This window comes from Streptantibioticus parmotrematis (genome assembly GCF_019890615.1).
Taxonomy (GTDB): Bacteria; Actinomycetota; Actinomycetes; order Streptomycetales; family Streptomycetaceae; genus Streptantibioticus_D; species Streptantibioticus_D parmotrematis.
This window is the reverse complement of sequence record NZ_JAINVZ010000005.1, coordinates 256,073-279,837: the sequence shown is the minus strand read 5'-3', so window position 1 is coordinate 279,837 and position 23,765 is coordinate 256,073. Positions and strand designations below refer to the sequence as shown.

General features: G+C 73.9%; 8 protein-coding genes. All 8 read right to left on the bottom strand.

Translation table 11 applies throughout. The features are described from left to right. Positions 1-28 precede the first annotated feature (28 nt). Positions 29-814 (bottom strand): thioesterase II family protein, encoded by a 786-nt coding sequence (locus K7472_RS10655; RefSeq protein WP_222976546.1) that lies wholly within the window; start codon positions 812-814, stop codon positions 29-31. Then, positions 811-1,893: an HAD-IIIC family phosphatase gene (locus tag K7472_RS10650; RefSeq protein WP_222976544.1), complete on the bottom strand. Its 1,083-nt coding sequence runs from the start codon at positions 1,891-1,893 to the stop codon at positions 811-813. The genes K7472_RS10655 and K7472_RS10650 overlap by 4 nt, the downstream gene beginning before the upstream one ends. Beyond that, the gene (locus K7472_RS10645) at positions 1,890-3,047 is read right to left on the bottom strand and encodes an acyl-CoA dehydrogenase family protein (protein ID WP_222976542.1); all 1,158 of its coding nucleotides are present in this window, start codon (positions 3,045-3,047) and stop codon (positions 1,890-1,892) included. Before K7472_RS10645 ends, K7472_RS10650 begins: the two co-directional genes overlap by 4 nt. Before the next feature lie 11 nt (positions 3,048-3,058). Further along, positions 3,059-3,313 (bottom strand): acyl carrier protein, encoded by a 255-nt coding sequence (locus K7472_RS10640; RefSeq protein WP_222976540.1) that lies wholly within the window; start codon positions 3,311-3,313, stop codon positions 3,059-3,061. Positions 3,314-3,375: 62 nt separating this feature from the next. Beyond that, positions 3,376-4,230 carry a 3-hydroxyacyl-CoA dehydrogenase family protein gene (locus K7472_RS10635; protein ID WP_222976538.1) on the bottom strand — a complete coding sequence of 285 codons (855 nt, stop codon included), beginning with the start codon at positions 4,228-4,230 and terminating at the stop codon, positions 3,376-3,378. A gap of 111 nt (positions 4,231-4,341) precedes the next feature. Next, positions 4,342-13,302, bottom strand: a complete 8,961-nt coding sequence (locus K7472_RS10630) for a type I polyketide synthase (protein ID WP_222976536.1) — start codon at positions 13,300-13,302, stop codon at positions 4,342-4,344. Between the two features lie 9 nt (positions 13,303-13,311). Further along, entirely contained in the window at positions 13,312-18,111 is a 4,800-nt protein-coding gene (locus tag K7472_RS10625; RefSeq protein ID WP_222976534.1) for a type I polyketide synthase, read from the bottom strand. 141 nt (positions 18,112-18,252) lie between these two features. Further along, positions 18,253-23,730 (bottom strand): type I polyketide synthase, encoded by a 5,478-nt coding sequence (locus K7472_RS10620; protein WP_443729195.1) that lies wholly within the window; start codon positions 23,728-23,730, stop codon positions 18,253-18,255. Between the last annotated feature and the right edge of the window lie 35 nt (positions 23,731-23,765).

Sequence of the window (23,765 nt, the reverse complement as noted above, 5' to 3'; positions counted from 1 at the left end):
CTCGTGCCTCTCGGTGGGGGTGGGTGGATCACCGGGCGGTGGCGCGCAGGGCCTCGGTGATGTGGCGGTGGGTGACGCCGGGCTGTTCGAGTACGGCGAAGTGGCCGCCGGTCAGGGTGTGGAGGCGGAAGCGCCCGAGGGTCTGGTCCCGCCAGCCGGCCACGTCCGCGCTCCCGGCGCGCGGGTCGTCGGTGGCGGCCAGCGCGGTCACCGGCACGGTGAGCGGCGGCTCGGGCGGGCAGACGTAGCCCTCCTTGACGGTGAAGTCGGCGCGGAAGGGCGGCAGGATCATCCGCAGCACGGTGGGATCGGTCAGCATCCATTCCGGGGTGCCGCCGATCCGCCGCAGCAGGGCGACCACCTCGGCGTCCGTCATCGCCGCGACCGGCGGCCCGTCGTCCACGGGGTCGTCGCCCGGCGCGGCGCTGCCGGAGACGAACAGGTGCACCGGCTCGGGCCCGCCGCGGCGGCGTACCTCGCGCAGCAGCTCGAAGCCGACGAGCGCGCCCAGGCTGTGCCCGTAGACGGCGTACGGGCCGTCCTCCACCGCCAGCAGGCCATCGGCGAGTTCGGCGACCAGGGCGGCCATCGTGGTGTGCGGGGTCTCGCGCAGCCGGGTCTCCCGGCCGGGCGGCTGGACGGGGCGCACGGACACCCCGGGCAGCCGCCCGAACCAGGAGCGGTACGCGGACGCCGAGCCGCCCGCGTGCGGCAGGCAGTACAGCCGCAAGGAGCCGCGGTCGGGCTCGTGCTCGGCGAACGGCAGCCAGGGGGCGGCGGTGATGGCCGCCCCCGTCGAGACGGCCGTGGTCACCGCGTCACCCGTACGGTGACGTAGCCGGGCTGCTCCTGCGCGCGGTCCAGGTCGGCGGCGAGCAGTTGCCGGTCGCCGTCCTTGGCCACCTCGCGGAAGCCGCTGAAGGCGTAGGTGATCTGCATCATGCGGTTGCGTCCGGTGGGCACGAAGTCGGCCACCAGGCCCGCGCCCGCCTCCCTCGCTCGTTCCATCAGGTGGTTGAGGAGCACCGAGCCGACGCCGCGGGACATCACCCGGCACGACATCAGCATCATGTTGAGCCGCCAGTCGGGGCCGCTGCGGTCCACCAGTGCCAGGCCGATCTTGCCGTAGCTGCCGAAGCGGTCGGTGAGGGTGGCCACCAGCAGCAGGTGGTCGGGCGACTCGCGCAGGGCGTCCAGCTCGTCGTAGGAGTAGGTGCGGCCGGTGGAGTTGAGCTGGTTGGTGCGGATCGTCAGTTCCTCGGCCCGCTGGAGGTCCTCGCGGGCGGCCGGGGCGATGGTGAAGACCATCTCCAGGCTCGCGAGGAACTCCTCGTTGGTGCCGGTGAACTCCTCGCGCACCTCGTCGCGCTCCAGCTGGCTGCGGTACATCTCCCGGCGCTGCGCGGACTCGTCGGAGACGAAGCGCGGCCGGTAGTCGGGCTTGACCAGCTCGGTGTCGATGTCGGCCGCGTTGACCCGGGTGACCTGGGGCAACGAGTAGGCCATCTCGGCCAGTTCGAAGTCCTGGTCGTCGACGAAGGCGAAGGCGTCAAGGCCCAGGTTGAGTTTCTCCGCGAGCTGCCGCAGCGACTCCGACTTGGGGTTCCAGCCGATGCGCGGGGCCAGGAACATCTCCTCCAGGCCCAGTTCGCGCAACTTCGCCATGGCGGTCTCGTGGTCGTTCTTGCTGGCGACCGAGTGCAGCACGCCCATCGCGTCCAGGCGTCTGATGTGCTCGATCACACCGGGGCGCACGGTGACCTCCCCGTCCTCCAGCAGCACCCCGTCCCACAGGGTGTTGTCCAGGTCCCACACCACGCACTTGATCCGTCCCTGGACCGGCTTCGCCGGCGGGGCCGCGGCCGGTGCGGGGGCCTCGGTCGTCGTTGTCACAGTGACCACTCCCGGTACGCCTCGTCAGCGATGGTGATGCGCTGGATCTCGTTGCTGCCCTCGATGATTTCCATGACCTTCGCGTCCCGGTACAGACGGGCGACGGGGTAGTCGGTGCTGCACCCGTTGGCGCCGTGCACCTGGACCGCCTCGGTGGAGTGCCGCGCGGCGGCGGTGGACGCGAAGTACTTGGCCACCCAGGTGGCCATGATCGTGCCGGGGTCCCCGGCGTCCTTGAGCGCGCCCGCCTGGTGGCACAGCAGCCTGGCGGCCCTCAGGTCGGTCACCATGTCCGACAACTTCGCCCGGATCAGGGCGAGTTCGCGCAACGGACTGCCGCCGACGGTGCGGCGGGCGGTGTAGTGGGCGCAGGCCTCCAGGCAGGCCTGGAGGATGCCGGTGGAGCCGGAGGCGACGCTGTAGCGGCCCAGGTCGAGTGTGCCGCTGAGCACCATTCCGGCGGCGAACGAGGCGGGGCCGAGCAGCGCGTCGGGGCCCAGCCGTACGTCGGTGAACTCCAGTTCCGCCAGCATGGAGGCGCGGGTGCCGAGCATGTCCTCGATCGGCAGCACCGCCACGCCGGGGGTGGCGCGGGGCACGAGCAGCGCGATGATGCTGGTCTCGGTGCGGGCGAAGACGAGGAACAGGTCGGAGCGCTGCCCGCCGGTGATCCACTTCTTGCGCCCGTTGAGCAGCCAGCCACCGCCGTGCGGTTCCGCGGTGGTGCGGATGCCGGCCGCGTCGCTGCCGGCACCCGCCTCCGACAGGCAGAAGGAGCCCAGGACGCGGCCCGCGGCCAGGTCCCTGCCCCAGCGCTCGATCTGCTCGGCGCTGCCCCAGCGTTGAAGGGCCCAGGAGAGCATGGTGTGGACGGTCAGCAGGCTGCGCACCGAGGAGCAGCCGCGGCCGACCTCCTCGTGGACCTCGCCGAGGGTCACCAGGTCCAGCCCCTGCCCGCCGAGTTCGGCGGGCAGGAACGGGGCCCACAGTCCGGCCTCCGCGATCCGCTCCAGGATGTCCTCCGGGACGGTGCCCTCGCGGTCGTACGCGTCGGCTCGCGGCATGATGTGTTCGTCGACGAACGCGCGCACCGTGGTCCGGTCGATGGTCCGGGTACGTTCCGGCGCCGGCGGCGCCGTGGTCAGGCTCGTCATGACGGCCCCCCTCAGGCCACGCCGACGGTGCCGCGCTGCCGGTCGACCAGGGCGGTCATGGCGTCGACGGTGCGGAAGTTGTTGATGTTCAGCTCGTCGTTGGGGACGGTGAGTCCGAAGGTCTTCTCGATGAACATCACCAGCTCCATCGCGAACAGCGAGTTGATGAAGCCCAGGGAGAAGATGTCCTGGGTGCGGTCGATGCGCGCCTGCGGGAAGCGGGCCTCGATGAAGGACAGGATCTGGGTGGCGGTGGTGTCGGACATGACGGTCTCCCTCAGGTGTAGTGGGTACGAGCGGATGCGCAGCCGGGGTGCGGCGTAGGGGTTCACTGGCCGGCGTTGTCGTAGGTGTAGAAGCCGCGGCCGGTCTTGCGGCCGTGCAGGCCCGCGTCGGTCATCTGCTTCAGCAGCGGGCACGGGCGGTACTTGCTGTCGGCGTAGTGCTCGTAGAGCACCTCGACGCTGTAGAGGATGGTGTCGACGCCGATGAGGTCGGCGGTCTCCAGCGGGCCCATCGGGTGGCCGAAGCAGCCGCGGAAGACCTCGTCGACGGACTCGGCGGTCGCCACGCCCTCGTGCACGAGGTAGGCGGCCTCGTTGACGGTGAGCATCAGGACGCGGTTGGAGACGAAGCCGGAGGCGTCCTTGACGTCCACCGCCTTCTTGCCCATGCCGCTGAGCAGTTGGCGGGTGACCTCGACGGTCTCCGGCGCGGTGTGGAAGCCGGGGATCAGCTCGACCACGGGCTTGGCGGGGACGGGGTTCATGAAGTGCACGCCCACGACCCGCTCCGGGTGGTCGCCGACCGCCGCGACCCGGGTGATGGGAATGGCGGAGGTGTTGACGATGACCACGGCCTCGGGGGTGAGGACCTGGTCCAGGCGGGCGTGCACCTCGCGCTTGACGTCCCAGTTCTCGGTGACGTTCTCGATGACGATCTCGGCCTTGGCCAGCGCCTCGACGCCCACCGCGGTGGTGATGCGGCCGAGCACCTCGTCGGGGTCGAGCGCCGGTCCGCCCATCAGGCGGCTGAGCCGGCAGTTGCGGTTGATGGCCGCCTTGGCGTCGTCGAGGATGCGCTCCTCGACGTCCACCAGGATGGTCTCGTACCCGGAGCTGGCGAGGTTCTGCGCGACCCCGATGCCCATCACACCGGCTCCGACAACGCCTACGACGGTCATGATCTCTCCTGTGGGATATGGGATGTGACTGCTGATCAGGTCGGTGATGTCTCTTGCGGTGGTACGGGCGCGCACGGCTGCGGTGGCGGCCGTGCGCGCCGGTGGTCCGGCTCAGCCCCTGCGGCGCCTGGCGGCGGCGGATTTGAGGCCTGAGCGGCGCAGTGCGGCGTGTTCCGCTCCGTCCGGCGCGGTGGCCGCCTCGTCGCCGGGACCGTCGACGACCCTGGCCAGGGCCAGCACGGTCGGGGCCTCGTAGAGGATGTGCGGGGGCAGGTCGGCGCCGGGGAAAGCGCGCCGCAGGTCGGCGAGGAGCGCGATGCCGAGCAGGGAGTTGCCGCCGAGCTCGAAGAAGTTGTCCATCGCGCCGACGCGTTCGAGCTTGAGCTTGTCGCACCAGACGGCCGCGAGCTTTCCTTGCGTCGGTCCGTCCGGTTCGCGGTACGGGGTGAGCAGTTCGGGCCGGGGGTGCCGGGCGTCGGCCGGTCCGGCGCCCGCGGGCGTGGTGACCGCCTCGACCGTGAAGCCGGTGCTGAACCTGACCATGGTGGGCAGGTCCTGCGTGGAGACCACCACCCGGGCCTCGCCGGAGGCCAGCGCCCGCACCAGGCAGCGCCAGCCCTCCTCGAAGGTGATCCCGAACGCCGCCCGGTGGGACCGGAAGAACGCCTGGAGCCCCTCGTCGTAGCCGGAGAGCCCGGAGTCCCAGGCGTTCCAGGTCCACTCCCCCCAGTCCACCGACAGCACCCGCCGCCCGTTCGCGGTCAGTCGGGCCGCGTAGCCGTCGAGGTAGGCGTTGGCCGCGCAGTAGTCGACCTGGCCGGGCCCGCCGCCGGTGGCGGAGGTGATGGAGGAGAACAGCACCAGGAAGTCGAGGGGGATCTCGTCCTCGCCGGTGCCCAGTGCCTCGGCGATGGCCCGGGTGCCGGCCACCTTGGGCGCCAGCACCAGGTCCGAGTCGTCGGGGTGCTTGAACTGCATCAGGCCGGTGCCGGGCACGCCCGCGGTGTGCAGGATGCCGTGCAGGGCCCCGAAGCTTCGCGTCGCGGTGTCGATCGCGCGGCGCACGTCGGCCGGGTCGGCCACGTCGCCGGTGACGATCTCCACTTCGGCGCCCAGCTCCACGATCCCGAGCACCTTGGCCACCCGCTCCCGGATGGCCTCGTCGGCCGGCTGCCCGCCGTCGGCGATGGCCTGCCAGGTCTCGCGGGGCGGCAGGCCCCGGCGGCCGAACAGCACCAGTTTCGCCTGGTGTTGAGCCGCCAGCTCCCGGGCCAGGCCCAGGCCGATGCCGCCCAGTCCACCGGTGATCAGGTAGACCCCGCCGTCCCGGAAGCCGGTGCCGTCGGCGCCGTCGGCCGGAGTGGCGGGAAGCGCGTCGTAGTCGCAGACCCAGCGCCTGCCGCCGCGCAGTGCCACGGCGGAGTCGGTGCGGGGGCGGCGCAGTTCGGCGACGATCGCCCGGGGGGTGGTGTGCGGTTCGGCGTCCAGCAGCCGGGTCGCCACCGAGGGGTATTCGAGCGGGACGACCAGCGTGGGGCCGATCAGCGTCGCCGCGTCCGGGCGGACCTCGTGGCCGCCGAGCACAGCATGCGCCCCCGTCGTCACGATGTCCAGACCCCAGTCGGAGCAACCGAGTTCACCGGCGGCACGGGCCAGCGCGACCAGCGTGTGCAGGCCGAAACGCACGGTCTCGTCCACACCACCGGGGCGTTCGGCGAGCGCCCACAGGTGCACGACACGCTCCAGGCGACGGCCGTCGCGTTCGACGGCACGCAGCATGGCCTGCGCGTCCTCGCTGCTGCCCGGACGGATCGCGTACGCGTCGTCCGACCCCTCGTACGCCGCTCCGGGGCGCACGGCGAGCACGGTGGCGCCGTCAGGTCGCGCGGCGCGCCGGATCTCCTCCAGCACGGCGTCGGCCCCTGGGCCGTCGGTGAACACCAGCCAGCAGGACGGCTGTTGGGGCGCGGCGGCGGGGGCGGCCGTCTGCCGCCACACGGGCTGGTAGACCCACTGCTCCTCGGGGAGCTTCGGCACCCGGTCGATGTCCTCGAACTGCGCCGGCACACCGTCGTGAGCAAGGGGATCGGCCGGCGACGGCGCGAGGGCGGGGGTTCGCTCGATCCAGTAGCGCTGGCGCTGGAACGGGTAGGTGGGCAGCGGTATCCGGCCCGGTGCGGAGGCGTCGGGTAGGGGGGCGCGGCGGCCGTGGTACGCCTGCCAGTCCAGGTCGACGCCGGTCAGCCACAGCCGCGACAGGCACTCGGTCAGCACGGCGTCCGCGGGCCTGGGGTCGCTCTGCGCGGGCAGGGTGGCGGTGATCAGCGGCCAGCGCTCGGGCGGGCAGCCCGCGCCGCGCATCATGGCGCCCAGCGACTGGCCGGGACCGATCTCCACGATCGCCGACTCCGGGTCGGCGAGCAGGACTTCGGCGCCCTCGGCGAACCGCACGGTGCCACACATGTGCTTCGCCCAGTAGGCCGGATCGCGGACCAGTGCGGCGTCGGCGAGGCCACCGGTGACGTTGGACAGGTAGGGCAGCCGGGGCGCCTCCAGTCGGACGTTCTCCGCGATCCAGCGGGTCAGGTCGGCGGCGGCCGGCTGGAGCATGCGGGAGTGGAACGCGTGGGTGGTGCGCAGCGCGCGGCTGGGCACGCCCTCGCGTTCCAGGTCGGCGGCGAGCGAGGCCACCGCGTCGGCGGGTCCGGCGACGACGACCGCGCGCGGCCCGTTGACCGCGGCGATGTCCAGGCCGCGTTCCGCGAGTCCGAAGCGCTCGGTCAGCTCCTCGGCGCCCAGCGGCACCGCGGTCATCGCACCGCCGGGCAGCGCGTCGATCAGCCGCGCCCGGTGCACGACCAGGGCGATGGCGTCCTCCAGCGACAGCACCCCGGCGACGCACGCGGCCACGTACTCGCCCAGGCTGTAGCCCAGCATCGCGGTCGGGCGCAGTCCCCATCCCATCAGGGTGCGGGCGAGGGCGTGGTCGACGGCGAACATCAACGGCTGCACGACGTCGGTGCGCTCCAGCCTGGCGGTGCGCGGGTCGTCCGGGCCGCCGGAGCCCCGGCCGAGCAGCGCCGCCAGGTCGAGCGCGCCGCCGTCGCGGGCGCCGGTGAGCAGGTCGGCGGCGTCGGTGTCGGGCAGGTGGCGGGCGAGGATCGCCAGGCAGCGGTCCAGCTCGGCGCGGAACGCCGGTTCGTGGTGGTACAACTCGCCGACCAGGCCCGGGTACTGCTCCCCCACTCCGGCGAACAGGAAGGCCACGGGCCGCCCTTGGGCGGTCTCGGTGCGCGAGGCGAGCGGCTGGTCCGGATCGGTGCCGGACAGCGCGGCCACCGCCTGCGCCAGGTCGCCGACGACGGCGGCCCTGCGGTGCTCGAACGTCTTGCGGCCCACCTGGAGGGTGTACGCGACGTCGGCGAGCGGGGTGCCCGGGTGCGCGGCGAGGTGCTCGCCGAGCCGCCGGGCCGCCTCGTCGGCGGCGGTGGCGGTGCGGGCGGAGACCGGCAGCAGCTGGTGTCGGCGTCCGCCCGGGGTGCCGGAAGCGCCGGGTGCGGGTCTCGCGGGCGGCTCCTCGACGACGACGTGCACGTTGGTGCCTCCCATGCCGAGCGAGTTGAGACCGGCGACGCGCGGCCGCCCGTTCTCCGGCGCCGGCCACTCGGTGAGCACCGTGTTGACGTGGAACGGGCTCGTCTCGAAGTCGATGCGGGGGTTGGGGCGGGTGAAGTTGAGGGTCGCCGGCAGCTTGCGGTCGCGTACCGTCAGCGCGGTCTTGATCAGGCCCGCGGTGCCTGCGGCGTGGTTGAGGTGGCCGATGTTGGTCTTCACCGCGCCGATGGGAATCGCGCGGCGCGGGGTGTCGTCGCCGAACGCCCGGGTGAGCGCGGCGACTTCGATGGGATCACCGAGTTCGGTGGCGGTGCCGTGCGCCTCGACGTAACCGATGTCGGCGGCGGTGACGCCCGCGTCGGCCATGGCGGCCTCGACCACCTTGGCCTGCCCGGCGACGCTGGGCGCGGTGTAACCGACCTTCAGGGCACCGTCGTTGTTCGCCGCCGAGCCGCGGATGACGGCGTGCACGGTGTCGCCGTCGCGCAGCGCGTCGGAGAGCCGCTTGAGGACGACCACGGTGGCGCCGTCGCCGAACATCGTGCCGCGCGCGTCCGCGTCGAAGGTGTGCACGTGGCCGTCGTGCGACTCCATGCCGCCTTCCCGCCTGCGGTGCCCTGTCTTGTCCGGTACCGCGATGGACACTCCCCCGGCGAGCGCCATCTCGCACTCACCGGCCCGCAGCGCCTGGACGGCGAGGTGGACACCGACCAGTGAGGTCGAGCAGAACGTCTGCACGGCCACGCTGGGCCCGTGCAGGTCGAACAGGTAGGAGACGGACGTGGTGAGCGCGTCCTTGTCGTTGCTCATGATGATCTCGTACGGGCTCACGTCGTCGCCCGCCGTGAGCTGCGGCAGGATGCCCAGCAGGTAGGTGGAGATGTTGGAACCGCCGAACACCCCCACCCGCTCGCGGTAGGCGTCGTTGGCGTACCCGGAGTCCTCCAGGGCCTCCCAGCACACTTCCAGGAAGAGCCGCTGCTGCGGGTCGGTGAGGGCGGCCATGCGCGGGCTCATGCCGAAGAACCCGGCATCGAACTCGCCCACACCGTCCAGCACGGCACGCGCCGGAACGTAGTCGGGGTCGCGGACCAGCTCGGGGTCGGCACCCGCCTCGATCAGTTCCTCGGGCGTGAAGAAGGTGATGGACTCCACGCCGTCGCACACGTTCCGCCAGAAGTGCGCCACGTCCTGCGCGCCGGGGAACCGCCCGGCCATGCCGACGATGGCGATCCGCCGGTCGGGGTCGTCGAAGTCGGGAGTATTCGGGTGGGTCGTGGCGACGGGGACGGGGGCCGTGGGAACCGGGTTGGCGGGGACGGGGTTCGTGGGAACGGGGCTCGTGGGAACCGGCGAGGCGGTCGTGGTGACCGGTGCGGGCGTCTCCACGGTGGCCGGGGGCACGGAAGCGGTGACCGCAGCCGTCGGCGTCCCCGTGCGCTCCGTGTCCAGCACCGCAGCCAGGCGGTGCACGGTCGGCGCCTCGAAGAGCGTCACCGTCGGCACGGTCACACCGAACCGCGTCTTGACGGTGGCGAGCATCTGCAACGCGAGCAGTGAATTGCCGCCCAGGTCGAAGAAGTTGTCGCGGGTGCCGACCGGTTCGACACCGAGGGTGGCCGTCCACAGCGCGCACAGCTCGCGCTCGGTACGGGTCAGCGGCGAGGCGTAGGGCTGCGGGAGGTCGGGGCGGGGGAACGTGGCGGTGGCGGCGGCCGGGGCGCTCTCGGCGGGGCGCGGCAGCCGGTCGTCCAGGCCGCCCGCCGCGGCCACCACGACGTTGAGCGGCTGGGCGAGCGCGCGGTCGAAGGCGGTGAGGGAATCCTCCTCGGTCATCGCGTGCGCCGCCATCGCGGCGCCGAACCGCTCGTCGACCTTGCGCAGGGTGGGCGCCCAGGTGTCCCAGGCCACCGAGATCCACCGCGTGCCGTTCCGCTCGCCACCGCGCCGGGCGTACGCGGCGAGCGCGGCGTTGGCGGCCGCGTAGCCGCCGAAGGCCAGGCCGCCGAGGTGGGCGGAGGTCGAGGAGAACAGCGCGCACCAGCGGGGTGCGTCCGCCGAGTCCAGCGCTCCGATGACCGCGTCCAGCACCCGCGCACCGGCGACCTTGGCCCCGAAATGCCGTGCCAGCGCGTCATCTTGACGCTCGCTCAGGGGCAGGAAGATGTCCGTCGCCGTGTCGGCCGCCGCGTGCACGACTCCGTCGAAGTGCCCGGCGGCGAACAGCGCGCGCACCGCCTCGGTGTCGGTGACGTCGACCCGGGGCGCGTCGATCGCGGCGCCGAGCGCGCGCAGTCGCTCGACGGTACGGGTGCGCGGGTCGGCCGGGTCGGCGGGCAGTCCGCCGCGTGAGGCGAGCACGACGCGGGAGGCGCCGGCGCGGACGAAGTGCTCCGCGAGCAGCAGGCCGACGTCGCCCAGGCCGCCGGTGATCAGGTAGTGCCCGCCGGTCCGCACGGCCGCGGCGCCGGACTCGGCGACGGGAGCGGGCGCGTACGAGGGCACGCGGCGTGTCCCGGCGCGGTGGGCGACGAGCACGGACTCCGGTGCGGTGTGGGCGAGTTCGGCGGCCAGCCGGTCGGCGCAGGTGTCGAGGTCGTGGGTGGGGTCGAGGTCGACGCCGAGGGTGACCAGGCCCGGGTACTCCTGGGCGGCGACCACGGGAAGGGTGGCGACGGCGGCCTGCGCGGGGCGGCCGGGCCCGGCGGGGTCCACGTCCTGGCCGCCTCGGGTGACCACGACGAAGCGGGCGGTGTCCTGCGCCCCGGCCCACGCGGCGACGGTGGCGGCGGCCCGCGCGTAGGCGGTGCGGGGGTCGTCGTCCTCGTCCGTTCCGCCGGGTGACGCGAAGTGGACCACGGTCAGCGGCCCCTCGCCCTCCGCGGTCGTCCCGGCCGTGCTGCCTTCCGGGGCGACGGTCACCCGTGCGCCGCCGTCGCGCAGCCGGGCGGCGAGGGCGTCGGCGAGCCCGGAGGCGTCGGCGACGAGCAGATACCGGCCCCCGGTCGGGGTCGCCGTGAGCGGTGCGGTGGGCGTCCAGCGGCGCTCCAGGAGCTCCACGTGCCCGGTGTCCGCCCGCTCGGCCGTCTGCTCGGCCTGGGTGTGAGGGGCCTGCGGCGGGTCGATCCAGTAGCGCTCGCGCTGGAACGGGTAGCCCGGCAGCCCGGTCCGGCGCACGTCGCGGCCCTGCTGGAAGCCGGACCAGTCGAGTGCCGCGCCCGCCAGCCAGAGCCCGGCCGCGGCCTCGGCGAGCGCGACGTCCGGCCCGCGCTCGTCACCGGCCGGTACCAGCGCGGCCACCACGAGCCCGTCGTCCTCGGCGAGTTCACGGGCTCGCACGGTCCACTCGCTCGCGGGGCCGACCTCCAGCAGGACGTGGTCGCCGTGTCCGCGCAGCGTGGCGAGCGCCGTGTCGAGGGCACCGCAGGCCGGCGCGTCGGCGATCGCGGCCCAGAAGGCGGGGTCGGCGGCCTGTTCTGCGGTCATGAACACCCCGGTCGCGGGGTCCGTCACCGGAACGGCGGGCGTCGCCCCGGCCCGCGCGGCGGTCCCGTCCCCCGCGGCCAGGGCGAGCGCGACATCCAGCGGCAGCGCGCCCGTCAGGCAGGCGGCCACCAGGGCGCCGGTGCCGTGGCCGTGCAGCGCGGCGGGCTCGACACCCCACGAACGCACCAGCGCGGCCAGCGCGTAACCGGTGACGAACGTGCCGCCCGCAGCACGCAGCGGAAGGACGTCCGGCGAAGTGCCGTCGTACGCAGCCGAGTTGACGGGCAGGGCGGCTCGGCATTCGTCCACGGCCGCACGGAACGCCGGTTCCGTCGCGTACAGCCGCTCGGCGGTCTCCCGCGGGCAGCCGCCGTCGGGGAGGAGGAACGCGGTCGTGCGGTCGTCGGTGGCGTCGGCGCGGTCGAGCACGGCGCCGGAGCGCAGTGCGGTGACGGCGCCGGTGGTGGTGTCGGCGACGAGGGCGCGGCGGTGGCCGAAGCGCTTGCGTCCGCTCTGCAGGGTGTAGGCCGTGTCGTCCAGGTCGGCGCCGGGGGTGGCGAGTGCGTCGGCCAGGTCCTCGGTGAGGCGGTCGGCGGCGCGTGCGGTGCGGGCGGACCACACCAGCGGTTCGGCGCGGCGGTGGCCCTGCGTGCCGCGGCGGGACAGCGCCGGGGCCTCCTCCAGGACGACGTGGGCGTTGGTGCCGCCGATCCCGAAGGCGCTGACCCCGGCGCGGCGGGTGCGCTCGCCGGTCGGCCACGGGTGGGGTTCGGTGACGACGGTCAACCGAGCGTCACCTGAGTCCAGTTGGGGGTTGGGGCGGGAGTAGTTGAGGGTGGCGGGGATCTCGCCGTGGTGCAGGGCGAGGGCGGTCTTGATCAGGCCGGTGACGCCGGCGGCGCGGTCGAGGTGGCCCAGGTTGGTCTTGACGGAGCCGATCAGCACCTCCTGGCCGTCGAACACCTGCTGGAGCGCGGCGAGTTCGGCCGCGTCGCCGAGCGCGGTGCCGGTGCCGTGCGCCTCGACGTAGTCGATGTCGGCGGGGTCGAGTCCGGCGGCGGCGAGCGCCTCGGCCACCACGCGGGCCTGGCCGTCGACGCCGGGGGCGGTGAATCCCACCTTGCGGCCCGCGTCGTTGTTGACCGCCCAGCCGCGGATCACCGCGTACACCCGGTCGCCGTCGGCGAGGGCGTCCCCCAGGCGGCGCAGCGCGACCACGCCGACGCCGTTGCCCAGCAGGCTGCCCTGACCGGAGGCGTCGAAGGCGCGGCACTCGCCGTCGGGCGAGCTGATGCCGCCGGGCTGGTAGAGGTAGCCGGTGGCGGCCGGGACGGTCACCGCGACGCCGCCCGCGAGGGCCAGGTCGCACTCGAACGCGGCGAGGCTGGAGGCGGCGGCGCAGACCGCGACCAGGGAGGTGGAGCAGTAGCTCTGCACCCCGTAGGCGGGGCCGGTCAGGCCGAGGGTGTGGGCGACGCGCAGGGTGAGGGAGTCCTTGTCGTTGGCGAGGCCCACGGTCAGGTCGCCGACGCTCGCCCCGGCGCCCGCGGGCACCAGGTTGTTCGTCAGGTAGGTGCTGATGGCGCAGCCCGCGAAGACGCCGATGCTGCCGTCGAAGCGGGCCGGGTCGCAGCCGGCGTCCTCCAGCGCGTGCCAGCTGTGCTCCAGGAACAGCCGGTGCTGCGGGTCGAGGACCTGCGCCTCCTTGGGGTTGAAGCCGAAGAACGCGGCGTCGAACAGGTCGATCCCGTCGACGACGGCTCCGGCCTTGACGTAGTCGGGGTCGGCGAGCGCGGTCTCGGGCACGCCCGCGGCACGCAGCTGGTCGTCGGTGAAGCGGGTGATGCCGGAGCGGCCCTCGCGCAGCGTGGTCCACAGTTCGCCCGCGTCGGCGGCGCCGGGGAACCGTCCCGCCAGTCCGACCAGGGCGATGTCCGTCGGGGACACCTCGGTGGGGTTGTGCTCGGTCATGTCCGTCCTCTACTTCCGGGAGTTGGATGCGGCGTGGGCACCGCGGGCGCGGCGCCGCCGCTCGCCCCGGGCGGAGCCGGAGTCGGAGGCAGGGGCCGCGGGCGCGGCGCCTGCCGGTCTGTCGTCGAGGGCCGCGGCGAAGGCGGCCACCGTGGGGTGCTGGAAGAGGACCGCGGGCGCGATCCGCCGCTCCAGCCGCTTCTCGATGGCGGCCACCATGGCCATGCCGACCAGGGAGTTGCCCCCGAGGTCGAAGAACGGGTCGTGCACGCCGACCGCCTCGATGCCGAGGTGGTGGCCCCAGCTGTCGGCGATGGCGGTCTCCAGCGGGGTGCGCGGGGCCACGTACTCGGTGCGCAGCCGGGGCCGGGGGAAGCGGGCGCGTCCGGCGGCCGCCGCCGTCTCGCCGACCAGCGCGTCCAGGTCGGTGATGGCCGCCCACTCCCGCAGGCCCTCCTTCAGCGGCTGCCGTACGGCGACCACGGCGCCCCGGGCGGCGGCGGCCACGCGGCCGAGGAAGGCGCAGCCGCCCTCGTCGCCGAAGCCGTACCGCTCACGGTGGGCGCGCACCCGGTCGGCGAGGGCGCCGCCGAGCCCTTCGGCCTGCCAGTCGTCGTGCCGCCAGGGACCCCAGGCGACGGTGAGCACGCGGGTGCCCTCCGCGGTGGCGGCGAGGGCTTCGCCGTAGGCGTCCAGGACGCTGTTGGCGGCGCAGTAGTCGCCTTCGCCCAGGCCGCCGAAGACGGTGACGGCGGAGGAGTAGAGCACCAGCAGTTCCAGCCGTTGACCGTGCGGGGCGGTGGGGCCGGTGAGTTCGGCGAGCGGGCCCATGGCGTGGACCTTCGGCGCCAGCACCCGGTGGGCGGCGTCGGGGGTGAGCCGGGCGGCCATGCCGGCGGAGGGCAGCCCGGCCGCGTGCAGCACGCCGTGCAGGGCGCCGAAGTGCTCCCGGCAGGCGCCCAGTGCGCGGCGCAACGCGTCGGGGTCGCCGACGTCGGCGCTCAGCAGCAGGACGTCGGCGCCGTCCGCCTCCAGTTCGGCGACGGCGGCGAGCGCGGCGGCGGCGCGGCCCTCGGGGTCGGTCGCGGCGGCACGCAGGTCGGTGCGGCCGACCAGGGCGAGGCGGCGCACGCCGAGGCCGACCAGGTGGCGGGCGAGCGCGAGGCCGAGACCGCGGGTGCCGCCGGTGACGAGGTAGACGCCGTCGGTACGCACCGGGAGCCTGCCGCCGTCAGGCAGCGGCACCGGACGCCAGTCCTTGACGAGTCGGCGGCCGTTGCGCCGGGCGACGAGCCCGGGCCCCGGCTCTCCGGAGGTGTCGTCCGGGTCGCCGTCCCAAGGTCGCAGGTCGAGCTCCTCGGCGGCCCAGCGGGCGGACCGCTCGGCGCTGTCGGCCGGGTCGAGGTCGAGGCCTCGCCAGTCGATGCCGGGGTGTTCGGCCCGTACGACCCTCCCGAAACCGTGGGCCATGGCCTGCTGCGGGTGGACGCAGTCGCCGCCGACGACCTCGGCGGCGCCCGAGGTACAGGTCAGCAGCCGGACGTCCTGTCCGGTGGTGGCGAGCGCCTGCACGGTGTGCAGCAGGCTGTCGAACCCGTACCGCACGGCTTCCCGCAGTTCGGCGTCGTCCGCGTACCCGGGGCCACCGGTCGGCTCGCGCAGGCTCCACAGGTGGGCGATCCGCAGCGGCGCGGTGGTGTCGACGGAGGGCAGCGCGGCGAACAGCTCGCGGTAGTGGGCGGGTTCGGCGGGATCGATGGTGACGCGTCGGCCGTCACGCCGGAACTCCGTTCCGGCAACGACCTCGACGACCTGTGCACCGGCGGCCTGGGCGCGGTCGGCGAGCGCGGCGCCGACACCGAGCGGGTCGGCGAAGACGACGAGCGGGCCGCCGCCCACGTCATGGGCTTCGGGCTCCGGGGCGACGGTGATGTCGTGGTTCCAGACGGGGGCGTAGCACAGGTCCTGAGCAGTCGTGGCGCCCACCTGGCTGTCTGACGTGGGCAGTTGAGTGGTAGCAGCCGCCTCGGGCCAGTAGCGCGTGCGCTGGAAGGGGTACGCGGGCAGTTCCACGAGGCGCCCGGTGTCGTCGCCGCGTACGGCCGCCCAGTCGAGGTCGACGCCGAGTTCCCACAGCCGCCCGCAGGTCTCCAGGACGCGGGCCCGCTCGTCGGTGCCCGCGCCGGTCTGCCATCCGGCGGCGAGGGTGCCGAGGACGGCGGGGTCGGCGCCGCCGGGGGTGGCGTTCTGCCGCAGCAGCCCGCCGAGGGTCTGGCCGGGGCCGAGTTCCACGTAGGCGTCGACGCCCGTCTCGGCGCAGGCCCGCAGTCCATCGGCGAAACGCACCGGGCTGGTGAGGTGGCCGGCCCAGTACGCCGGGTCGGTGGCCTGGTCCGCGGTGAGGGGCGCGCCGGTGACGTTGGAGATCAGGGTGGTGGCCGGGGGCGTACGGGGCACCGAGGCGACGACGGCGGCGAGTTGGTCGCGGGCGGGGGCGAGCAGGGCGGAGTGGAAGGGGTGCGCCGAGCGCAGTATGCGGTGGGCGAGGCCCGCGTCCGCGAGGTGGCGGGCGGCGGTGGCGATGGCCTCGGGCGTGCCGCTGACGACGGTCATGGCCGGCCCGTTGATGGCGGCGACGTCGGCCTGGGCGCCGCAGAGGGCGAGTTCGGCGGCGACCCGGTCGGCGTCGGCGGCCACGGCGAGCATCCGGCCGGGCGGCGCGGCCTCGATGAGCCGGGCGCGGCTCGCGACCACCCACAGGGCGTCGTCGAGGGTGAACACACCGGCGAGGCAGGCCGCGACGTACTCGCCGAGGCTGTAGCCGATCAGCGCGTCGGGCAGCACGCCGTAGTGCGCGAGGAGCCGGGCGAGCGCGTACTCGACGGTGAACAGCGTCAGGTGGGTGGTCTCCGCGCGGTGGGCGCCCGCCTCGTCGACGCCGTCGTCGGCGCCCGGCCGCAGCAGGAGTCCGACCGTGCGTCCGTTGGCGCCGCCCGGTTCCGGCGCGGCGAACAGGGCGGGGCGCAGGTCGGTGCCGCAGCGTTCGCGTACGGCCGTCAGGCAGGCCTCGACCGCCTCGGCGAAGACCGGTTCGGCACGGTAGAGGTCCTGCGCCATGCCGGGGTACTGGTCGCCGGTGCCGGGCAGCAGGTACGCCACCCGGGGGCGGCCCTCGACGGTACGGGTGCCGGGCGCTCCGGCCGCGTCGGCGAGCCGGGCGGCGGCGTCGGCGCGGTCGGTGGCGAGGATCGCGCGCCGGAACTCCAGGTGGGCACGTCCGCTTTGCAAGGTGTACGCGGTGTCGGCGAGCGGAACGGAATCCACGCGTCCCGCGATCCCGGACAGTCGCTCGCCCAGCGCCGGTTCGCACGCGGCCGAGACCGGCAGGAGAACTTCCCTGTCCGACATGGGAATTGACGTCTCGTCATTTGCCTCCGGCGCGGCGGCCAGGACGGCGTGGGCGTTGGTGCCGCACCAGCCGAAGGAGCTGACTCCGGCCAGCACGGGCGCGTCCCCGCCGCTCGGCAGGGGCTGCGCGCAGGCCACCGGTGCGATGCCGTCGGCCTCACGCACCGACTCGGCCGGTTCGGCCATGTTGAGGTTGGGCGGTACGGTGCCGTGCTTCAGGACGAGCACGGCCTTGATGAGTCCGGCCATGCCCGCGGCGGCCTGGGTGTGCCCGACGTTGGTCTTCACCGCGCCGACCCGCAGCGGGCTTTCGGCCCGCCGGTTCCCGAACACCTCGGACAGCGCGCCGAGTTCGATCGCGTCGCCCAGCTGTGTGCCGGAGCCGTGCGCCTCCACGTAGGCCACCTCGTCGGGGGCGGCTCCGGCGGCGGCCAGCGCCCGGCGGATCACGTCCACCTGCGCCTGCCTGCTGGGCGCGGTCAGCCCGTTGCTGCGCCCGTCCTGGTTGACCGCGGTGCCGCGGACGACGGCGTGGACGCGGTCGCCGTCGGCGAGCGCGTCGGACAGCCGCTTCAGCACGAGCACGCCCGCGCCCTCGCCGAGCACGTAGCCGTCGGCGGCGGCGTCGAAGGTCTTGCACAGTCCGTCGGGGGCGAGCATCGAGGTGGCGCAGCCGTTGACGTACATGTCGGTGTGGAGCACGAGGAAGGCGCCCGCCGCCAGCGCCCGGTCGCATTCACCGCGGCGCAGCGCGGCGCCCGCGAGGTGGACGGCGACGAGGGAGGAGGAGCAGGCGGTGTCCAGCGTCAGCGTCGGCCCGCGGAAGTCGAAGTGGTAGGCGAGCCGTCCCGCGACGACGCTGGCGGACGCGCCCTGACCCGCGTACGGGTCGTTGAAGAGCGCCTGGCCGTCGTTGACGTGCTGGACGCGGGCGTACTGGAGGGGGTCGGAGAACCCGGCCATGACGGCGGTACGGCTGCCGGCCAGGCGGGGCGGCGGGGTGCCCGCGTCCTCCAGCGCCTCCCACGCCAGTTCCATCAGCAGGCGCTGCTGCGGATCCATGCGCAGCGCCTCTTGCGGGGAGACGCCGAAGAACCTGGCGTCCCAGCCCGCCACGTCGGGCAGGAAGGCGCCCCGGGTGGTGTAGACGCCGTTCTCCTCGATCTGCGGCCGCAGGTCGAACCGCCCGCCGGGCACCTCGTCCAGCACCGCCGAGCGGCCTTCGGCCAGCAGCCGCCAGTAGGCGTCCACGCCGTCGGCGCCGGGGAATCGGCACGACATGCCGACGACGGCGATGGGCTCGTGACGCCGGGCGTCGGCCTCGGCCAGCCGCCGCCGTGCGTCGGCCAGGTCCACGGTGACCCGCTTGAGATATTCGCGGAGCTTGTCCTCGCCTGCCATCCTGCCTACCCCTGCCATGGTCCTGTCGGATGTGGGAAGTCGGTGAAGTGGTGCCGGTGGAGCGGTTGTTCGGGTGAGGGGCCCTGCGGCGGTGGGCTGCCGGGCGTCCCTCGGTTCACGTCCGGGCGTCGATGAAGCGCTTCACAACTGGGCGTCGATGAAGGCGAAGATCTCCTCGTCGGAGGCGGTCTCCAGCTCGTCGGTGAGCCCGTCCGGCGCCCCGTCGGAACCGTTCGCAGTGACCGTCAGCCGCTCGACGGCTTCCTGAAGCAGCGTCAGTACATGCGTGTGGCGCCCTGGTTCGGCGTCCAGTGCCTCGATGGTGAGTGCGTCGAGCGCGGTGGCCAGCGCCTGCGCCGGGTCGGGGGCCTGCGGCGCCAGCTCGGCGAGCAGGTGGTCGGCCAGGGCGGAGACCGTGGGGTGGTCGAAGACCAAGGTGGCCGGGAGCGCGAGGCCGGTGTCCGCGTTGACGCGGTTGCGCAGTTCGACGGAGGTCAGCGAGTCGAAGCCGAGGTCGATGAAGGCCCGGTCGACCGCCACCGAATCGGCCGATCCGTGCGCGAGCACGGCCGCCACGTGGGAACGCAGGGTCTCGACCACCTTGTGCCGGGCGTCCGCCGCGGTCAGCCCGGCCAGCGCCTCCCCGAGGGTGACGGCACGCGGTCCGCCCGCCGTGGTGCGTGAGGGCGCCGCCTTCCGTACGCCGCGGACCATGCCGCGCAGCACCGGCGGCACGCTCTCGCCGCTTTCCGCACGGGCCCGCAGGCCGTCGAGGGTCCAGCGCGAGGCCACGACCACGGGATCACCCGAGCCGTCGTCCGCCAGGGCCGCGTCGAACAGGTCGAGGCCCTGCTGTTCGGTGAGGGCGGCGACACCGATGCGGGCGAGCCTGGCCTCATCGGCGGGCGTCAGTCCCGCACCCATTCCGGCGGTCTTCCACAGCCCCCAGTCGATGGAGAGCGCGGGCAGTCCGGCGGCGGCACGGTGGCGGGCGAGGGCGTCGAGGAAGGTGTTGGCGGCGGCGTAGTTGGCCTGTCCGGCGTTGCCCAGGGCGCCCGCGATCGACGAGAACAGGATGAAGAACCGTAGTGGCTGATCCAGCGTCAGTTCGTGCAGCAGCCAGGCGGCGTCGGCCTTGGGCCGCAGTACGCGCTCCAGGCGTTCGGGGGTGAGGCTGCCCAGGGGCGCGTCGTCCAGCGTTCCGGCCGCGTGCACGACGCCGGTCAGCGGGTGGTCGGCCGGCACCGAGTCGAGCAGCGCCGCCAACGCCTCGCGGTCGGCGACGTCACAGGACTCGACGCGTACCGTGGCGCCCGACGCCTCTATTTCCGCGACGAGTTGCGGCACACCCGCGGCGTCCGGGCCACTGCGCGAGACCAGCAGCAGGTGGCGTACGCCGAAGCGCTCGACCAGGCGGCGGGCCACCAGGGCGCCGAGACCGCCGGTCCCGCCGGTGACGAGCACGGTGCCGTCGGCCGGGATCCGGGCGGTGGCGGTCGCCGCGACACCGCGCCGGGCGATGCGCGGAGCCAGCAGGGCACCGTCGCGAGCGCGCAGCTGCGTCTCCCCCGCGGCGACCGCACCGGCGAGCAGAGCCGGGACGTGAGTGGCCGGGTCAGGGGCGTCGCCGGTGAACAGGACGAACCGGTCCGGGTGTTCGAGCTGCGCGGCCCGCACCAGTCCCCACACCGCACCGGTGCGCGGCGCGTCGGGGTCGGCCCGGAAGACGAGCCGTGCCTTCGCGAGCGCCGGGTCGGCTGCGGCACGCTGGAGCAGGCCGAGGACGTACGCGGTGATCCCGCGCACCGCCGCGGGCACGTCACCGGAGCGGGATGCCTCGTGGGCGTCGCAGTCGATCAGCACGTAGTCGGGGCCGCCGCCCGCGGCGGCCAGTGCGTCCGGATCGGCGTAGTCGGGCAGCGCGTCGACGCCGTGGCCCAGCCGGGCCCAGGTGGCGTCGGCGTCCGGCTCGGGCGCGACGGGCGTCCACTCGACCTGACCGTAGCCCGCCGGAGCGCTTCCGCCGCCCGACGCCACCAGCGCCTCAGCGGCGACCTTGCGCACCGTCAACTCGACTGCTGACAACACCAGTCGGCCGTCGTCGTCGACTGCCTCGACGGAAAGCCGGTCGGTGCCGGTGGCGGCCAGTCGCAGCCGCAGGGCGGTGGCCCCGGTGGCGACCTGGCGCACGCCCCGGAAGACGAAGGGAAGTCGCAGTTCGGTGGAGTCGCCGTCCGCGACGTAGGGGTGGAAGGCGGAGTCCAGCAGTACCGGGTGCAGCCCGAACCCGTTCTCCTCGGCGGCCTCGGGCACCGCGACCTCGGCGAACAACTCGCCGCCGGAACGCCACGCGGCGCGCAGACCACGGAAGGCGGGGCCGTACTCGTAGCCGAGGTCGGCCAACCGCTCGTAGGCGCCGTGGAGTTCGACGGGCTCGGCGCCGGGCGGCGGCCAGGCGGCGGCCCAGGCGCAGGAATCGACACCGCCCGCGTCGGCCGCCAGGGTGCCGGAGGCGTGCCGGCTCCAGTCGGCGTCCGCGTCGGTGCGGGCGTGCACCCGCACGGCACCGTCGGCGTCCACGGCCACCTGGACGTCCAGCGCCCCGGTCGAAGGGAGCAGCATCGGCGCCTCGAACGTGAGGTCCGCGACGGCGGCGTATCCGGCGCGTTCTCCAGCGCGCAGGACGAGGTCCAGCAGGGCGGCGCCGGGCACCACGACCCGTCCGGCCACCGCGTGGTCGGTGAGCCAGGGCAGGTCGGTCGCGGAGAGCCGCCCGGTGGCCACGAGGCCTCCGCCCGCCATGGTGACGGCGGCCCGCAGCACCGGGTGGGCGAGACCGGTCAGGCCCAGGTCGGCGGCGTCGGTGCGCGATGCGGACCGGGTGAGCCAGTAGCGCTGGTGGTCGAAGGCGTACGTGGGCAGTTCAACCGCCCGGCCGCCCTCCGCGACGGCCGCCCAGTCCACCTCGGCCCCGGCGACGTGGGCCTGGGCGAGTGCGGTGAGCAGGGCCATGGGTTCCTCGGTGTCGCGGCGTGCGGTGGCGGTGACGGTGGCCGTGGACTGCGGCGACAGACTGGAACGCACCATCCCCGACAACACCGCCCGAGGACCCACCTCCACAAACACACCAGTCCCGGACGCTTCTAGCCGCCCGACCAGATCAGCGAACCGCACCGCACCCCGCACCTGATCAACCCAGTACTCCGGATCCGACCACGAACGCCCCCCACCCACCGCCGGCTCATACGCCACCACCGGCTCACGAAACTCCACCGAACCCAACTCCGCCCGGAACTCCTCAAGCATCGGCTCCATCAACGGCGAATGAAACGCATGACTCACCGGCAACCGCGACACCCGACGCCCCCGAGAAACCCACACCTCAGCAACCGCCCGGCACGCCTCCACCTCACCCGAAATCACCACATCCACAGGGCTGTTGACCGCCGCCACAGCAACCCGACCCTCCAGACCAGCCAGCGACCCCAACACCTCCCCCTCACCCGCCGCCACCGCGAACATCCCCCCACCCGACGGCAACCCCTGCATCAAACGACCCCGCGCCACCACCAACCGCGCCGCATCACCCACATCCCACAACCCCGCCACACACGCCGCAGCGAACTCCCCCACCGAATGACCCGCCACCACACCCGGCACCACACCCCACGACCCCAACAACCGGAACAACGCCACCTCAAACGCAAACAACCCCGGCTGCGTAAACCCCGTCTCATCCACCAACCCCGCAGCCCCACCCCCCGGCACAGCCCACAACACCTCCCTCAACGACCGACCCAACAACCCGTCAACCACCCCACACACCCCATCGAACGCCCCCGCGAACACCGGAAACGCCTCATACAACCCCCGACCCATCCCCAACCGCTGACCACCCTGACCCGAAAACACCACCGCGGGGCGTGTGGTGCCGGAGGCGGTCCCGGTGATGACGGAGGCGCCGTCCGAGCCGTCGGCGAAGGCGGTCAGGCGGTCGAGGAGTTCGCCGCGGTCGCGGCCGACGACCACGGCGCGGTCGTCGAAGCGGCTGCGGGTGGCCGCGAGCGAGTAGGCCACGTCGACCGGCCGCAGGCCCCGGTCGGCGCTCACCCGGTCGGCGAGCCGGCGGGCCTGGCCGCGCAGTGCGGTGTCGCCGCGGGCGCTGAGCACCCAGGCGGCGGGCGCGTTCACGGGAGTGTCCGGGGTGCCGTTGACCACCGTCGCCCGCGGATCGTCCGAGGTCTCCGACCCGGCCGGGGCGGGCGGCTCCTCCAGGATGACGTGGGCGTTGGTGCCGCTGATGCCGAACGAGGACACCGCCGCCCGACGCGTTCCGTCCGCACGGCGCGCCCACTCCCGTTCGCGGTCCAGCAGCTCGACCGCGCCGGAGGACCAGTCCACCCGGGGGGTCGGCGCGCTGATGTTGATGGTGCGCGGCAGCTTGCCGTGGCGCATCGCCAGCATCATCTTGATCATGCCGCCGACGCCCGAAGCCGCCTGCGCGTGGCCGATGTTGGACTTCAGCGATCCCAGCAGCAGCGGTCGGTCCTGCGGCCTGCCCTTGCCGTAGGTGGCGAGGATGGCGTTGGCCTCGATGGGATCGCCCAGCGGGGTTCCGGTTCCGTGGGCCTCCACCGCGTCGATGTCGCGGGCCTCCAGGCGGGCGTCGGCGAGGGCCTGGGCGATGACCTTCTCCTGGGCCGGGCCGCTGGGCGCGGTCTGGCCGTTGCTCGCGCCGTCCTGGTTGACGGCGGTCCCCCGGATGACGCCGTGGACGGGGTGACCGGCGCGTACCGCGTCCGACAGCCGCTCCAGCAGCAGCACTCCGCAGCCCTCGGCCCACACGGTGCCGTCCGCGTCGGCGGAGAACGGCTTGACGCGGCCGTCCGGCGCCAGTCCGCGCTGGCGGGAGAACTCCAGGAAGATGTCGGGCACCGCCATCACGGTGACCCCGCCCGCGAGTGCCAACGCGCACTCCCCGTCCCGCAGCGAGCGCACCGCCTGGTGGACGGCGACCAGCGAGGACGAGCAGGCGGTGTCGAGCGTGACGGAGGGGCCTTCGAGGCCGAAGGTGTAGGAGACACGGCCCGAGAGCATGCTCGGGGTGCTGGAGATGAGCAGGGTACCGTCGAGTTCTTCGGGGATCGCGCCGAGGTGCTGCGCGGAGTAGAACTCGTACATCAGGCCCGCCCACACCCCGGTGCGGCTGCCGCGCAGCGTGGCCGGGTCGATGCCGGCGCGTTCGAACGCCTCCCAGGCGGTCTCCAGCATCAGCCGGTGCTGCGGGTCGGTGGCCTGGGCGCCGCGCGGGCTCATGCGGAAGAACGGGGCGTCGAAGGCTCCGGGGTCGTCGAGGAACCCGCCGCGCGCCGAGTAGGTGTGGCCGGGGGTGTCGGGGTCGGGGTCGTAGAGCGCCTCGGCGTCCCAGCCGCGTTCGGCGGGGAAGGCACTCGTGGCGTCCGTGCCGGAGTCCACCAGGTCCCACAGTCCGTCCGGGTCGGTCACCCCGCCGGGGTAACGGCATCCCATGCCGACGACGGCGATCGGTTCGTGCGCGCGCTCCTCGGCGTCGGCCAGCCGGTGCCGGGCGTCGGCCAGGTCGGCGGTCGCTCGTCTCAGGTATTCGCGGAGCCGTTCTTCGGTCGCCATCGTGG

What these genes read in the sequence shown, in the direction of transcription:
- K7472_RS10645 (WP_222976542.1), bottom strand. Translation starts at nt 3,047, where the DNA reads ATGACGAGCCTGACCACGGCGCCGCCGGCGCCGGAACGTACCCGGACC.
- K7472_RS10640 (WP_222976540.1), bottom strand. Translation starts at nt 3,313, where the DNA reads ATGTCCGACACCACCGCCACCCAGATCCTGTCCTTCATCGAGGCCCGC.
- K7472_RS10635 (WP_222976538.1), bottom strand. Translation starts at nt 4,230, where the DNA reads ATGACCGTCGTAGGCGTTGTCGGAGCCGGTGTGATGGGCATCGGGGTC.
- K7472_RS10630 (WP_222976536.1), bottom strand. Translation starts at nt 13,302, where the DNA reads ATGACCGAGCACAACCCCACCGAGGTGTCCCCGACGGACATCGCCCTG.
- K7472_RS10625 (WP_222976534.1), bottom strand. Translation starts at nt 18,111, where the DNA reads ATGGCAGGCGAGGACAAGCTCCGCGAATATCTCAAGCGGGTCACCGTG.